This window comes from Rhodococcus sp. O3 (assembly GCF_048897285.1).
GTDB lineage: Bacteria > Actinomycetota > Actinomycetes > Mycobacteriales > Mycobacteriaceae > Rhodococcus.
The window spans coordinates 1-13725 of the sequence record NZ_JBMBTE010000129.1 but is presented as its reverse complement, the minus strand read 5'-3'; the positions used below and the strand labels follow the sequence as shown (position 1 = coordinate 13725).

General features: G+C 68.5%; 15 protein-coding genes. 6 read left to right on the top strand and 9 right to left on the bottom strand.

Annotation, left to right across the window (positions count from 1 at the left end; translation table 11 throughout):
• Positions 1-110 precede the first annotated feature (110 nt).
• Positions 111-764 carry a DUF6474 family protein gene (locus ACN675_RS24210; protein ID WP_420753253.1) on the bottom strand — a complete coding sequence of 218 codons (654 nt, stop codon included), beginning with the start codon at positions 762-764 and terminating at the stop codon, positions 111-113.
• A 123-nt stretch (positions 765-887) separates the two neighbouring features.
• On the opposite strand from ACN675_RS24210, the gene ACN675_RS24205 reads away from it, so the two are divergent.
• On the top strand, positions 888-2459 hold the full coding sequence (locus ACN675_RS24205) for a TM0106 family RecB-like putative nuclease (RefSeq protein WP_420753255.1): 1572 nt from the start codon (positions 888-890) through the stop codon (positions 2457-2459).
• Positions 2460-2646: 187 nt separating this feature from the next.
• Complete coding sequence (locus ACN675_RS24200) at positions 2647-2916, top strand: hypothetical protein (protein ID WP_420753252.1); 270 nt, start codon at positions 2647-2649, stop codon at positions 2914-2916.
• A 102-nt stretch (positions 2917-3018) separates the two neighbouring features.
• Here the strand turns inward: ACN675_RS24200 and ACN675_RS24195 are convergent, their stop codons facing one another.
• The 7 genes from ACN675_RS24195 to ACN675_RS24165 all read right to left on the bottom strand — a co-directional run bounded on the left by ACN675_RS24195 (position 3019) and on the right by ACN675_RS24165 (position 9202).
• Positions 3019-3855, bottom strand: coding sequence for an alpha/beta hydrolase (locus ACN675_RS24195; protein WP_420753251.1), 837 nt, complete (start codon positions 3853-3855; stop codon positions 3019-3021).
• 344 nt (positions 3856-4199) lie between these two features.
• Positions 4200-4967, bottom strand: coding sequence for an SDR family NAD(P)-dependent oxidoreductase (locus ACN675_RS24190; protein ID WP_420753250.1), 768 nt, complete (start codon positions 4965-4967; stop codon positions 4200-4202).
• Between the two features lie 107 nt (positions 4968-5074).
• The gene (locus ACN675_RS24185) at positions 5075-6337 is read right to left on the bottom strand and encodes an MFS transporter (RefSeq protein ID WP_420753249.1); all 1263 of its coding nucleotides are present in this window, start codon (positions 6335-6337) and stop codon (positions 5075-5077) included.
• Positions 6334-6750, bottom strand: a complete 417-nt coding sequence (locus tag ACN675_RS24180) for a MarR family winged helix-turn-helix transcriptional regulator (protein WP_420753254.1) — start codon at positions 6748-6750, stop codon at positions 6334-6336. Before ACN675_RS24180 ends, ACN675_RS24185 begins: the two co-directional genes overlap by 4 nt.
• Positions 6751-6902: 152 nt before the next feature.
• Entirely contained in the window at positions 6903-7595 is a 693-nt protein-coding gene (locus ACN675_RS24175; protein WP_420753248.1) for a TMEM165/GDT1 family protein, read from the bottom strand.
• A gap of 266 nt (positions 7596-7861) precedes the next feature.
• Entirely contained in the window at positions 7862-8389 is a 528-nt protein-coding gene (locus ACN675_RS24170) for a peptidase (RefSeq protein ID WP_420753247.1), read from the bottom strand.
• A gap of 189 nt (positions 8390-8578) precedes the next feature.
• On the bottom strand, positions 8579-9202 hold the full coding sequence (locus ACN675_RS24165; protein ID WP_068164327.1) for a superoxide dismutase: 624 nt from the start codon (positions 9200-9202) through the stop codon (positions 8579-8581).
• A gap of 234 nt (positions 9203-9436) precedes the next feature.
• On the opposite strand from ACN675_RS24165, the gene ACN675_RS24160 reads away from it, so the two are divergent.
• The 3 genes from ACN675_RS24160 to ACN675_RS24150 all read left to right on the top strand — a co-directional run bounded on the left by ACN675_RS24160 (position 9437) and on the right by ACN675_RS24150 (position 12001).
• Complete coding sequence (locus tag ACN675_RS24160; protein ID WP_420753246.1) at positions 9437-10591, top strand: acyltransferase family protein; 1155 nt, start codon at positions 9437-9439, stop codon at positions 10589-10591.
• A gap of 10 nt (positions 10592-10601) precedes the next feature.
• A complete protein-coding gene (msrA, locus tag ACN675_RS24155; RefSeq protein WP_420753245.1) occupies positions 10602-11270 on the top strand; it encodes a peptide-methionine (S)-S-oxide reductase MsrA in 669 nt (222 codons plus the stop codon).
• Between the two features lie 200 nt (positions 11271-11470).
• The gene (locus tag ACN675_RS24150; protein ID WP_420753244.1) at positions 11471-12001 is read left to right on the top strand and encodes a hypothetical protein; all 531 of its coding nucleotides are present in this window, start codon (positions 11471-11473) and stop codon (positions 11999-12001) included.
• A gap of 36 nt (positions 12002-12037) precedes the next feature.
• Here ACN675_RS24150 and ACN675_RS24145 read toward each other — a convergent pair whose 3' ends face one another.
• Positions 12038-12967 (bottom strand): LLM class F420-dependent oxidoreductase, encoded by a 930-nt coding sequence (locus ACN675_RS24145; protein WP_420753243.1) that lies wholly within the window; start codon positions 12965-12967, stop codon positions 12038-12040.
• 331 nt (positions 12968-13298) lie between these two features.
• Here ACN675_RS24145 and ACN675_RS24140 point away from each other — a divergent pair, with 331 nt between their 5' ends.
• Complete coding sequence (locus ACN675_RS24140) at positions 13299-13640, top strand: rhodanese-like domain-containing protein (RefSeq protein ID WP_420753242.1); 342 nt, start codon at positions 13299-13301, stop codon at positions 13638-13640.
• Positions 13641-13725: the final 85 nt, after the last annotated feature.

Below are 13725 nucleotides of genomic sequence, written 5' to 3'. Positions count from 1 at the left end.
GTCCCGTGGGAAGTCCGCCACCGGCCGCGGCGTGCGCGACGATCGCGAGTGCCGCTGTCAGGGCACCCGCGGTCGCACCGCGCAGAATCGGACCGGCAGACATGGGACCGTCAGCGCACCCCGAGTCGCGCCAGCAGGTCGGCTTCGATGCCGTCGAGCTCGGCGGAGATCGCCGCGTGCGCCGAGCGGCGACGCGGGGCAGGCATCTGCTCGGCCGCACTGATCGCGGTCGTGAGATCGGCGAGCCGGGCTCGGGTGGCCTCGGCGAACTTGGCGGTTTCGGCGTCCTGCGGATGCTGCTCGACGATCTTGGCGACGGAATGCTCGGCGCCTGCGACGCGGGCGCTCAGTCGCGCGCCGTGCCCGGTGAACTCGCCGAGCTGGTCGATCGCGATGCCCATGCGCTGCGCCCGCCGGGCGTCGAGCTGCCCGCGCAGGGCGGTGACGGCCTGGTAGACCAGCGGCACCAGCACCGGCGCCAGCAGACGTGCGACCCCGAGATAGCGCCGCACCTTCGCGGCGGTGAAGCCCTGGGAGGCGGCGGCCTTCTCCTGCGCCTTGAGCGTGGCGATCTGCTGCTTCTCGATCCGGGTCTGCGACTTGACTAGCTCTCTGTCGACCTTGGCCTGTGCCCTCGCGGCGCGGCGGTCCCGTCGAGACTGGTTCTTTGCTCCGAGCTTCGCTTCGAGCGCGGCCTTGTGCTTCAGGGCCTTCGCCTCGGCCTTGCGGGTGGCGCGACGCTTCCGCCGTTTGAACAACGCCATCGAACAGCACCCTCCATTCGGTGTGACGGCGCAGCGGCACCTGAACAATCAGGCTGTCTGAGCCGGTGGTATCGGTTCACCTTAGGACGAATACCCTGGACGGTTGTGGATGCACCCATCGAAATGCGGCGATCGCCCGTTCTCATCGAGGCGAGCGCGCTGACAAGGTGCCGTCACCGGGTGTATCTGGACGCGGCGTTTCCCGAGGACTTGGCGGCGGCACCGGAGAACCCCGGAGCGAAACAGCGGCAGGAGGCTGCCGCGGCGCATCGCGAATCGATCCGCCGGCAGTTGTGCGACGCCCAGCCCGGCTGGGTGCAGATCGCTGCCGACGGACCCGCGTCCCGCCGGGCCGAGGACACGATCCGGGCGTGCCGCGCCGGCGCCGACCGGATCTGGGGTGCGGTGCTGCCCGCCGAACCCGAAACGGGGCGGCGTGGCCGGTCCGAGATCCTGCTCCGCGACACCGCGCGCGGCGGCTACATCCCGGTGATCGTCGTCAACCACAAGGTCACCGATCCGGGCCGCGGCGCGACCACGACCGGACTGTTCGCGTGGGAACCCGCGGTCGACGAGACGCGCAAGGTGCGCAGCCAGCTGCGCGACCAGATGCGGCTCGCGCAGCTGTACCGGATGCTCGAAGGGCACGGGCTCGCCAGCCCCGCGCGGGTGGCGGGGGCGATCGGCTACGGCGGGGACTGCATCCTCGTGCACGACCTGTCCGAGGTGCTCGCCGACTACGACGAGCGGTACGCGGACCGGATCGCGATCGCGCGCGGCGAGGTCGCGACCGGGCCGGCGCAGATCGGGGAGTGCCGTACCTGCCCGTGGTGGTCGCGGTGCCGGGAACAGCTGGTGCAGGCGCACGACGTGTCGCTGGTCGCGCCCGGCCAGCGCGCGACGGTGCTGCGCGAACTCGGTGTGCACACCGTCGACGAGCTGGCCCACTGGGACGGCGCGGAACCCGAGGTGTGGCCACAGGGGTCGTTCGCGGACACCGTCGTGACGGCGAAGGCGTGGCTGGTGGGTGCGCCCCTGGTGCGGCGGTACGGGCACGTGCACGTGCACCGTGCCGATATCGAGGTCGACGTCGACATGGAGAGCTACCACGAGTTCGGTGCCTACCTGTGGGGGACGCTGCTGAACGTCGACGGCGAGTCGGCGTACCTGCCGTTCGCGACCTGGGATCCGGTGCCCACCGACGACGAGGCCCGCTCCTTCGGCGAGTTCTGGACGTGGCTCTCCGATCAACGCAAGGTCGCCGAGCGTCGCGGGAAAACGTTTGCCGCGTACTGCTATTCGAGGACGGCCGAGGACAAGTGGCTGCTGGCGTCGGCGCGCCGGTTCTATGGACGACCCGGTGTGCCGAGCGAGGCGGAGGTCCGCGCGTTCATCGACTCGCCACAGTGGGTCGACGTGTTCCAGGCCGTGACCGATCAGTTCGTGTGCCCGAACGGCAAGGGACTCAAGAAGATTGCACCGCTGGCCGGACATCGGTGGCGCGACGATGAGGCCGGCGGCGAGGCATCGATGAGCTGGTATCGCGAGGCCGTCGGCTACGAGGGTTCGCCCGACCCGTCCCAGCGGCAGCGGCTGCTCGAGTACAACGAGGACGACGTCATCGCGACGAAGATCCTGCGGGAGTGGATGACCGACCGTGCAGTGCAGGAGATCCCGCACATCGACGACCTCTGATGCCGCCGCGAGGCATGTGTCCGCCGAACGAATCAATTCTGCAGTGCATGTGGTGGATTGTCGCCACATCGAGATAGATTGCTGTTCACGTGATTCGAGGTCGGTGCCGGGCGATCGACCGAAGTGGCACCGGCACTGAATTTTCTTATCCGCCTGTGGATTCGGACTGCAATATCGGAGGACGCATATGCTGCGCACATCGTTGATCTCTGCCGCCCTTGTCGGCGTCGCCGTCTTTGCGCCTGCTGATGTCGCGGTCGCGGCGCCGGTGACGCCTTCCCCGGTCGCGCCGGCGGCTGGTCCGTTGCCCTATCGGGCAACCACGATTTCCGGCCCGTGCTATCGCGACCCGGTAGCAATTCTGTGCCTGCTTTCCACGGCCTCATCGATGCCGCTCACCGGCTCGGCCAACATCACCGCAAACCCCGGGCTTCCCAACGGCGGTGTCGGCGAATAAGTGGTCCGGGTAACGGCGTCCGTCGTCGGTGGTGTGATCCTGCTCAAGTGGATGACAGATCGTGCCGTGCAGGAGATTCCGCACAGCGACGATCTCTGATTCTCACGACCGGGCGGCCGCTGCGAGGCGGATGAGTGCTTCCACTATCGGCCGTCCGAACATGGGCGGGTCGTTGTGCCCGACCCCCGGCAGGACGACCCGTTCGAGGAGATGCGGCGCCGCGTCGGCGACGCGCTCGCTCTGCGCGGGCGGGACGATCGTGTCTGCGGTACCGAACACGACGGTGACGGGAACGTCGAGCCGGGCGACGGTCGCGGCGACCGGGAACCGGTCCCACAGCAGAACTGTCGGAAGAAACGGGTAGTGGTGCCGCGCGACCGACGGCAGGTCGACGAACGGCGAGCGCAGCAGCAGACCCGCAGGGGGATACGCCGCGGCGAGTCCGGTGGCGACGCCGGTGCCGAGGCTTTCCCCGAGATACAGGAGCCGGTCGGGCGGGACGTTCTCGATCTCGACGAGATGGTTCCGTGCCGCCCGTGCGTCGAGTGCGAGGCCGTCCTCGGTGGGCCGGCCCGGATTGCCGCCGTAGCCGCGGTAGTCGACCAGCAGCGTCGTGAATCCTGCGAGGGATAGGGCTGCGGCGAGTGGCGCCCGGTCGAGCCGATTGCCGCCGTTCCCGGGAGCGAGCAGCACGGTGAAACCGGTGCCCGGGCCGGTGGGCCCGGTGGCCGGGACGAACCAGGCGCCCAGTTCGAGACCGTCTTCGGTGGTGAGGCGGACGTCCCGGGCGCCGGGCAGTACCTCGGCCGCCGGGGGAGGCGGGGACGTGTCCGGCAGATAGATCAGCCGCCGCTGGCCGGCCCACAGCGCGATGCCCACCACCGCGGCCACCGCGACGACGACCACGAGCACCCGCGCGACTGCTGTTCCGAGGGTCACAACAACGAGTGTGCCCGCTCCTCCGAACGAATCAAACTTGTTCTCGTGACGCGTTTCGCATGGCGAACGATCTGGATCGGTGCATAGATTGGAAGCCGAACCACATCGGGAGGGATGTCACATGCTCCGCATAATCTGCGCTGCCACAGCACTTTTCGCAGCAGTTATGGTGACTGCGGTTGGGGCGGTGTGTGTTTCGCGTGCCGGATCACGCGTCCTGGACGCCTTGTCCTCTCGGTGGGATGCCTACTCGCTGTACCCCGGCTCGTACCTGATGCCGAGATAGCCCGTGTGCCTTTGTGGCGGTTGGGGGCGCCACAAAGGCACACGGGCGGCGGAGCCGCCTACCGCGGGGCCATGCGCAGCGCACCGTCCATGCGGATGGTCTCGCCGTTGAGGTAGTCGTGCTCGACGATCATCTGCACCAGCTGGGCGTACTCGGCGGGCTGGGCCAGGCGCGACGGGAACGGCACACCGGCCTCGAGGCCCTTGCGGTACTCCTCGGTGACACCGGCGAGCATCGGGGTGTCGACGATGCCGGGGGCGATCGTGTTGACGCGGATGCCGTACTGCGCGAGGTCGCGGGCGGCGGGGACGGTCATGCCGTGCACGCCACCCTTGGATGCGGAGTACGCGATCTGCCCGATCTGGCCCTCGAAGGCGGCGACGGACGCGGTGTTGACGACGACGCCGCGCTGCCCGGCGTCGTCGACCGGATCGGTCTTGGCGATGGCGTCCGCGGCCAGGCGCATCACGTTGAACGTGCCCAGCAGGTTCACGGTGATGACCGTGCGGAACAGCTCGAGATCGTGCGGGCCGTTCTTCGACAGGATGCGGCCCGCCCAGCCGACACCCGCACAGTTGACGACGATGCGCAGCGGCACACCGGACTCGACGATCTTGTCGACCGCGGCCTGAACCTCGTCGGCGCTGGTGACGTCCGTGGCGAGCAGCGTGACGCCCTCGGGAGCCTTGCTGCCCACGCGCTCGATGGACTGGGCGAGATCGAGACCGAAGACGGTCGCGCCGGCGTCGGTGAGGCGCTTCGCGGTGGCCGCGCCGAGCCCGGACGCCGCACCGGTGACCAGTGCTGCGGTTCCCTGAATTTCCACTGCCGTACTCCTGTTCCGGCGGCCCCGTCGGCGCGCCTCGTCTGAGGTCGAACCCTAGCGCGGTGACCACGGGCTCGAGGCGACCACAGACCCGAGAATTCCTGCGGCTACGCGACGCCGTCGGCGACGGTCGTGTCGACCCGGCCGAGCGTGCGACTACGGCCGCGCACCAGCAGCGCCGCACCGAGTCCGGCCGCGGCGAGACACGCGACGGCGCCGAGCAGCAGTCCGGCGCGCCCGCCGAACTCCTCGCACACCCATCCGGCGAGCGGCCCGCCGATCGCGGTGGAACCGAGGAACGCCACGGACCACAGCGCCATGACCCGGCCCCGCATCGTCGGGGCCGACGCGAGCTGCAACGAACTGTTCGTGGTCGCGGTGAACGATGCGCTCAGTCCACCGACCAGGACCATCGCGGCGATCATGAGCCCGAGGTTCGGTGCGGCCGCGGCGCCGGCCATGGCGACACCGAAGGCGACTGCGGTGACCACCAGGGGGTTGACGCCGGTGCGGCCCCACGTGGCGATCACGAGACCACCGACGACGGAACCGGCGCCCATCGCGGCGGTGAGGAAGCCGTAGCCACCGGCCCCGGCGGCGAGCACGTGTTCCGCGACGACGGGCAGCACGACCTGGAACTCGAACGCCAGGCAGCCGACGAGCGCCATCATGATCAGCGGCACCGCGAGATCCGGGCTGCGCCGCACGTACGCCAGGCCCTCCCGCAGCTGACCGCGGGCGCGGCCGGCCTGCGGGGACGGGTTGAGCTGCGACACGTCGAGTCGCAGCAGCGACGCCACCACCGCGACGAAACTGGCCGCGTTGAGCAGGAAGCAGACGCCGAGGCCGCCGGCGGCGATGACCAGGCCGGCCACGGCCGGTCCGATCATGCGGGAACACGACGCCAGCACGGACTGCAGGCTCACGGCGTTGCGCAGGTCGTCGGGCCCGACCATCTCGAGCATGAACGACTGGCGGGCCGGGTTCTCGAAACACTGGTTGAGGCCGAGCAGTGTGGCGAGCACCCACACGTGCCACAACTGAACGGTGCCGGTGACGGTGAGCAGGCCCAGGACCAGTGCCTGCAACCCCATCATCGACTGGAGCCCGATCATCAGCTTGCGCTTGTCCACCCGATCGGCGACGACGCCGCCGTACGGGCCGAGCAGCAGCATCGGCACGGTCTGCAGCGCCAGGACGACGCCGATCGCGGTGCCGGAACCGGTCAGCTCCAGCACCAGCCAGGACTGGGCGACGGTCTGCATCCAGGTGCCGACGAGGGAGACGGCCTGGCCGGAGATGTAGCGGCGGAAATTCGCGCCGCGCATTGCCGCGAACGTCTGTCCGCGCAGGTCGGAGAGGGTCGTCACGGGCGGCACCCCGCGGAGTCGGCCATGCTCTCGGCGAGGGCTTCGAGGGCGGGAAGCGCGCGGCGGATCGCGTCGGTGTGCTCGTCCGACAACCCGGCCAGATTCTCGGCGAACAGAGCGGTCCGCACGTCGCGCAGGTGCTGGAAACGTTCCCGCCCGGGTTCGGTGATGCCGGCCCTGATCACGCGTTTGTCGCCGGGGTCGGGGGAGCGGGTGAGCAGGCCCGCGTCCTCGAGTTTGCCGAGCATCCGCGACAGCATCGTCGGGTTGATGCCCTCGATCTCGGCGAGTTCGCGAACCCCGATCTCGCCGTGCCGCGCGACCGTGGACAGCAGCGAGAACTGGCTGCGGGTGAGGCCGTCCTCGCCGGACGAGCGGCGGTCGACGCGGCGGGCGATCTTGCCGAAGGTCAGGCGCAGCCGTGCGATCTCGTCGTCGTCGAAACGTGTGCTTGCGGAACTCACCGTCGCCTCCCAATATTAATTGCCTATCGGCAAGCATACTCCTGCGGGCAAGCCGGAGCCGTCCGTCGCGAACGGACGGTCCGAAAAGGGGAGGGGTTCTGCTACTCGACGGGCACGCGCGGCGCTTCCACCGCGCGACGGCGAACCGCGACGGCGCGAGCGGCGGCGGCCACGGCGGCGAGTGCGAGCGTCGCGCCACCGGCGACGAATCCGGCCGGGGTCTCGGGGGCCAGTCCCTCACCGAGCATCCAGGCGCCGAAGGCGAAGAACAACGCCGCAGCTCCGAACTTGATCGCGTTCTCCGGCAGGTGCTTTCCGAGCATCGCGCCGACGACCACGGCGAGTGCGTCGGCGGCGACCATGCCGACGGTCGATCCGATCCACACGCCGGCCCAGTCGTTGTCGGCGGCCAGCGTGATGGTGGCCAACATGGTCTTGTCGCCGAGTTCGGCCAGGAAGAAGGCGGAGGTGACGGCCAGGAACGCGGACCGGGTCACGCGCGCGGCCTTGTTCTGCTCCTCTTCGTCGAGCGAATCGCCGCGCAGGGTCCACAGTCCGAAGAACACGAAGGCGATACCGCCGACGATCGCGAGGGCCGTGGACGGGATCGCGACCCCGAGATAGTGGCCGACGGCGACCGAGACGAGGTGCACGGCGGTGGTGGCGGCGAGGATGCCGGACAGGACGACCCACCAGCGGTAACGCAGCGCGAATGTCATCGCCATGAGCTGGGACTTGTCGCCGAGTTCGGCGACGAAGATGACTGCGAAACTCAGCGCGATTGCGGCGATCATCGAATTCGTTTCCTCCTGTCCGAATGGAGGAAACGGGGCTTCCTCCGGACGCCGGCGCAGGTGCGTCGACGACCGAAGGTCTCGCCCACCGGAATCGATGGATCCGGTTCACCCGGCCGGGCGGGAACCCCGAGGGGTCGTGCCAGTGTGTCGACCGGGCGATTGGGGGCTACTCCCCTTCGCTCCGGCAACGATAGCGGGTCGGCAACGAAATCGCAAAGGGCACACTAAGTTTGGCGACCCGAACTCGAGGATGTGGGCGACGGTCACGCTGCGAGCAGCATGGCCAGAATCGCGGTGTCGGGGTCGCTGTTGGGATCCACGCCGACCCTGCTGACCAGCGACGTCACCGTGCCGTCGGCCTCGGCCTCCACCCACGCGGCCCGGTGCTCGAGCCCGAGGTGCGGGAGACCCGGCAGCAGGACGCACCCCGACGCGACGCCCACGTTCTCGGGCAGCGACGGTGTCGTCTCCGACGGCGGGTGCAGCATGATCAGTGCCGGCGGTTGATGCTCCGCGAACCGTCCCGGTTCGACGGCCTCCTCGCCGAGCACCGGCCCCTCGGCGACCACCAGCCCGACCGTGCCCGGAACCGGATCGTCCGGAAGTTCCTCGCGTACCCCGAAGACGGTGGATGTGGGCAGCAGGCCGGGGAGCGAGGCGACCCGCACCGTCATCGCCAGCAGCTGGGTCCACTCGCGGGTGGTCTCGGGCCAGCGTCCCGAGACGACGAAACCGCGCAGCGATCCGGCGGCCTGGAAGGCGGCGAGTTCGATTCTTTCGTGTCCGTTCATCCCGCAACCTCCCCATGTCGAAGTGGTGTCGGCGCACAGCGCCCCCGATACACCTCGTTGGGTATATGAGAAGAATGACCGGATCCCGGCTGGCACACAAGAGGGACAGAGTGCCAACCGCAGGCCCCGGACACGAAAAAGGGACGCCGGAGATCCGGCGTCCCTCTTTGCGCAGCGTGTGCGGGGTGACTAGACGATCAGACCGGCGGTCTGGGTGCGGGCGCGCTCGAAGCGGGCCTGCACGTCCGCCCAGTTGACGATGTTCCAGAAGGCCTTGACGTAGTCGGCCTTGACGTTCTGGTACTGCAGGTAGAAGGCGTGCTCCCACATGTCGAGCATGAGCAGCGGAACCAGGCCGATGGAGATGTTGCCCTGCTGATCGTAGAGCTGCACGATCTGCAGGCGCTGACCGATGGAATCCCACGCCAGGATGGACCAGCCGGAGCCCTGGATGGAGTTCGCGTTGGCCGAGAAGTGATCGCGGAACTTGTCGAACGAACCGAAAGCGTCGTCGATGGCGGCGGCGAGCTCACCCTCCGGCTTGTCGCCACCCTCGGGCGAGAGGTTCTGCCAGAACACCGAGTGGTTGGTGTGGCCACCGAGGTGGAACGCGAGGTCCTTCTCGAGCTTGGTGGCCTGCGCGGCCATCGTGCCGTTGTCGCGGGCCTCGGCCAGCTTCTCCAGGGCCGTGTTGGCGCCGGCGACGTAGGTCGCGTGGTGCTTGCTGTGGTGCAGCTCCATGATCTTGGCGGAGATGTGCGGTTCGAGGGCCGCGTAGTCGTAGGGCAGTTCCGGAAGCGTGTACTCAGCCACGAAGGGTCCCTTCATCTGCGGGCCTGTTGGGCCCGTTCATGTTTTCGGTACTTCTGGGTTTCCACCCAAACTCATAAGTACACCCTGCGCAACACTGGCCTGCACGCGGTTCCGGCATATCCGGCGCGCCGCCGTCGAGGGCTGTTGGGCGGCTCGGCAGGGGACAAAGGTCTCTACCTGCGCAGATGGGGGCCGGATTCGGCGCGAGAGTAAACCGGACATTAACATTGTCGGATGTTTCGGCCACTCCCGAGCGACACGGCACGCGGCGGCGAAGCGCCTCGGGTCGAGTTCCCGGGCGTGAATCTGCTGAAGACGTTCGCCGTTCTCGCTGTCGTGTACTCGCACATCTCGTTCTATCTGATCGACGACCTCGGCACCGGCTGGTGGGGGATCGACCTCGTCTACGACGTGCTCGTCGACGGCGCGAAACTCAACCAGCACCTGTCGTTCCTCGGCGTCGCCGCCTTCATGATGCTGACCGGGATGCTGATCACCCGATCCGCGATCCGGCAGGACGCCCGCCCGTTCCTCATCGCCCGCGGTGCCCGGCTGCTGCCCGGATTCTGGGCCGCGATCCTCGCCGCGATCGTGCTCGTGCGTCTCGGCATCAACGGCATGTTCAGCGGGCAGACCGGCATCACCAACGGCGAGGCGGTGCTCAGCTTCTTCCTGGGCGGGTTCTTCCTGAAACCCGAGGTCGCGGTGCTCGGCGTGACCTGGACCCTCGCGGTGCAGCTGACGTTCTATCTCTACTGCGTGCTCGCGCGTCCGCTGCTGCGGGCCGCGCCGATCGCGATGCCGACCCTCGGCGCCGCGGTGTGCATGCTGGTGATCTTCTACAACCTGTACATCCCGCAGCCGTACACGCTGCCGTTCCTGTCGAAGATCGCCGCGACCCTCCCGTGCGTCTTCCTCGGGCAGATCATCTACCTGGGGTGGGCGCGGCTGGCCGGCCCCCGCGGACTCATCCTCGCGATGATCGCGCAGGTGATGGTCGTCTGGATCGCCACCGACTACCAGGTGTACTGGGCCGGATCCCGCTACCTGTGGACGATCGTCGTGGTCACCGCGACCGTCGTGTTGCTCGCCCGCTACGACGGCCGGCTCGCCCACTCCCGGATCGTGTACTGGACCGCGACCCGCAGCTTCGCGATCTACCTCGTGCACACGCTGGTGCTGTATCGGGTGTACGAGAACACCGTCGGACACCTCGGCCGTACCGGAGCCGTCCTCGCGTTCGTGGTGGTGTGCGCGCTCGTCTCCGAGGCGCTCTACCGCTGCGTGGAGGTGCCGGCCGGACGCTGGATCACCGATCGGTGGGTCCGCCGCGTCCCGGCAGCCGGCGCCGCGCCCGCGGCCCCCGCCCGGAGCGAATCCCGCGCGTAGCATCGGGACCATGTCCTGGTTCGACGAGATCCTCTCCCAGAAGACCGCCAAATCCGTGATGGTCACCCGCGAGCAGGCACTGCCCGGACGACCCGACCCCATGCCCGTGCCCGACGCCCACTACGTCAACGGCCACCGCCTCACCCCGCCGTTCCCGGACGGAATGCAGACCGCCGTCGTCGGGATGGGCTGTTTCTGGGGCGCGGAGAAGGAGTTCTGGGAACTCGACGGTGTGTACTCGACCGCCGCCGGCTATGCGGGCGGCTACACCCCCAACCCCACCTACGAGGAGGTCTGCTCGGGACGCACCGGGCACACCGAGGTGGTTCTCGTCGTGTTCGACCCCGAAGTGATCGGATACGCGCAGATCCTGCAGCAGTTCTGGGAGAACCACGACCCGACACAGGGCATGCGGCAGGGCAACGATCACGGCACCCAGTACCGGTCCGCGATCTACACGTTCGACGAATCGCAGATCGAGATCGCCGAGGCCACCGCGGAAACGTTCGGCAAGCGTCTGGCCGCTGCCGGATACGGCACGATCACCACCGAGATCGCCCCGTTGACGCAGTTCTACTACGCCGAGGACTACCACCAGCAGTACCTGGCGAAGAACCCGAACGGCTACTGCCCGGTCCACGCGACCGGCGTCAGTTGCCCCGTCGGTCTCGGACTCTGACGGGCCCCTTCCGACCTCGGGAGTCAGCCCTCGCGCAGCCGCCTCTCGTGTGATATAAGGCCCATCCCCTTGCTCTTGCCGGTCCGGCGGATCAATCTGGAATGAGCGAACTAGGGGGAAGGACCGGACTCGACATGGTGAACAGCACGGCGGCCTATCTGCGAACGGCACGCCGATCCTCTCGACGTCGTAATCCTCTCGTGCGCCGCACCGATCGCATCGAGGCGCGGTTGACGGCCCTGCTCGCATTCGTCGTCGTCGCGATGATCCCGTTGGCGATATGGGTCGGGGCCGCAACGTGGGACACACAACTCGCACTGTCGGCGCAGCAGACCGCGGAACGGACCGTGGTGACAGCGACGACCGAGGGCACCCCGACAACCGTCGCCGCCACCTACGGAGATTACGGAGTGTCCGACTCCGCGACGGTCGAGGCGTCGTGGACGTGGGGCCGGGAGACACGGAACGGCACCATCCAGGTCGACTCCACCACCGCACCCGGCAGCCAGGTGCCGGTCTGGGTCGACGCCGACGGCAACCAGTCGCTGCCGCCGATGAGTGCCACGAGTGCCAAGGTGTCCGCGGTGCTGGTGGGCGTGTCCGCGTGGGTCGGGACGGCGCTCGTCGCCGGCGGACTGTTCGCCGTCGCCCGCTGGCGTCTCGATCTCGCCCGTGCCCGCCAGTGGAGCCGGGACATCGAAATCTTCCTCGGCTCCACCAGCAGCCACTGACCTACCGGCGCGTCCGGCTCTTCCCGTGAGCGGAGCTCAGCGCACCGCGGGGAGCACCTCCTGCGCGACCAGCTCGAGGTGGTCGAGATCCGCCAGGTCGAGAATCTGCAGGTAGATCCGCTGCGTACCGATCTCGGCGTAGCGTCCGATCTTCTCGACGACCTCGGCCGGGGTGCCGGCCAGTCCGTTCTCACGCAGCTCGCCGACCTCACGCCCGATGCGCGCGGCGCGGCGCGCGATCTCGTTCTCGTCGCGACCGCAGCACAGCACCAGTGCGTTCGACCACACCATCCCAGCGGGGTCGCGATTCACGGCGCGGCACGCGTTCCGCACCCGCTCGAACAGCCGCGCGGACTCCTCCGCCGATTCGAACGGGACGTTGAACTCGTCGGCGAAGCGGGCCGCGAGTGCAGGGGTGCGGCGCTTGCCCTTGCCGCCGATGATGATCGGCGGACCCGGACGCTGCGCGGGCTTCGCCAGAGCAGGCGATTCGAGGATCCGGTGGTGGGCGCCCTCGTACGAGAACGTCTTGCCGACCGGAGTCTCCCACAGGCCGGTGATCACGGTGAGGGCTTCCTCGAGCTTGTCGAACCGCTCCAGCAGGGGCGGAAACGGGATGCCGTACGCGAGGTGCTCCTCCTCGTACCACCCGGCGCCGAGCCCGAAGTCGACGCGGCCGCCGCTCATGGCGTCGACCTGCGCGACGGTGATCGCGAGAGGCCCCGGATGCCGGAACGTCGCGGACGTGACGAGGGTGCCGAGCCGGATCGTCGACGTCTCCCTGGCCAGCCCGGCCAGCGTGATCCACGCGTCGGTGGGGCCGGGCAGGCCCTTGCTGTTCATCGCGAGATAGTGGTCGGATCGGAAGAACGCGCCGTAGCCGAGCCGTTCCGCCGTCTGCGCGACAGCGAGGAGATCGGCGTAGGTGGCGCCCTGCTGGGGTTCGGTGAAGATCCGTAGTTCCATGGCCTCGATCCTTTCAGTTCCGTGCGTAGGCACGCGCGGCGACGGGTGTGCGCTCGTGGTGATGGGAGGTGCCGGTGCGGCGCACGATGATTCGGGTGTGTCGCGGGACGGAGAGCGAAATGTGCTCGGCCCGAGCGAGGTAGGAGCTGTGAATTACTCCGAAAACTGGGGATGAACCTGTGGAAACTGTGGATAACTCCGCCGCCGTGGGGATTTCGTCACCGGTTCTGGTCGTGAATGTGGCCGGCCTGTGACAACCGTGTGACGCACCGGTGATGTCGCGTCGATCCGACGGCTGCGGCACCGGAAGACGCGTGCCACTATTGACGATGTGAGCTTCTCCGATGTTCCCACCGTGTCGGTCGACGACGTCCCGGAGATCGGTGACGGCGTGGTGCTGTTGGATGTGCGCGAAGCCGACGAATGGGATCTCGGTCATGCCCCGGGCGCGCTGCACATCCCGGTCGCCGACGTACCCGCCCGGATCGAGGACATCGACATCGACGCCGAGGTCTACGTCGTGTGCCGCCAGGGCGGCCGATCGGTGGGCGTCGTCGCGTACCTCAACAACATCGGGTTCGATGCGTTCCAGGTGAACGGCGGCATGGTGGCCTGGCAGCGCATCGGACGGCCCTTGACCGCCGACGGCGACACTCCGGCGAAGATCTATTGATGCCCGCCTTCCAGATCTGCGTCCGCTGCGAACACCGCTGGCCGGTGGTGGGGCAGCCGCGCCAATGGTGCCCCGGCTGCCGCGG

Bases quoted from the DNA above. Each gene is read 5' to 3' on its own strand.
- ACN675_RS24210 (WP_420753253.1), bottom strand. From the start codon at position 764: ATGGCGTTGTTCAAACGGCGGAAGCGTCGCGCCACCCGCAAGGCCGAG.
- ACN675_RS24205 (WP_420753255.1), top strand. From the start codon at position 888: ATGCGGCGATCGCCCGTTCTCATCGAGGCGAGCGCGCTGACAAGGTGC.
- ACN675_RS24200 (WP_420753252.1), top strand. From the start codon at position 2,647: ATGCTGCGCACATCGTTGATCTCTGCCGCCCTTGTCGGCGTCGCCGTC.
- ACN675_RS24175 (WP_420753248.1), bottom strand. From the start codon at position 7,595: ATGATCGCCGCAATCGCGCTGAGTTTCGCAGTCATCTTCGTCGCCGAA.
- ACN675_RS24170 (WP_420753247.1), bottom strand. From the start codon at position 8,389: ATGAACGGACACGAAAGAATCGAACTCGCCGCCTTCCAGGCCGCCGGA.
- ACN675_RS24160 (WP_420753246.1), top strand. From the start codon at position 9,437: ATGTTTCGGCCACTCCCGAGCGACACGGCACGCGGCGGCGAAGCGCCT.
- msrA (WP_420753245.1), top strand. From the start codon at position 10,602: ATGTCCTGGTTCGACGAGATCCTCTCCCAGAAGACCGCCAAATCCGTG.
- ACN675_RS24145 (WP_420753243.1), bottom strand. From the start codon at position 12,967: ATGGAACTACGGATCTTCACCGAACCCCAGCAGGGCGCCACCTACGCC.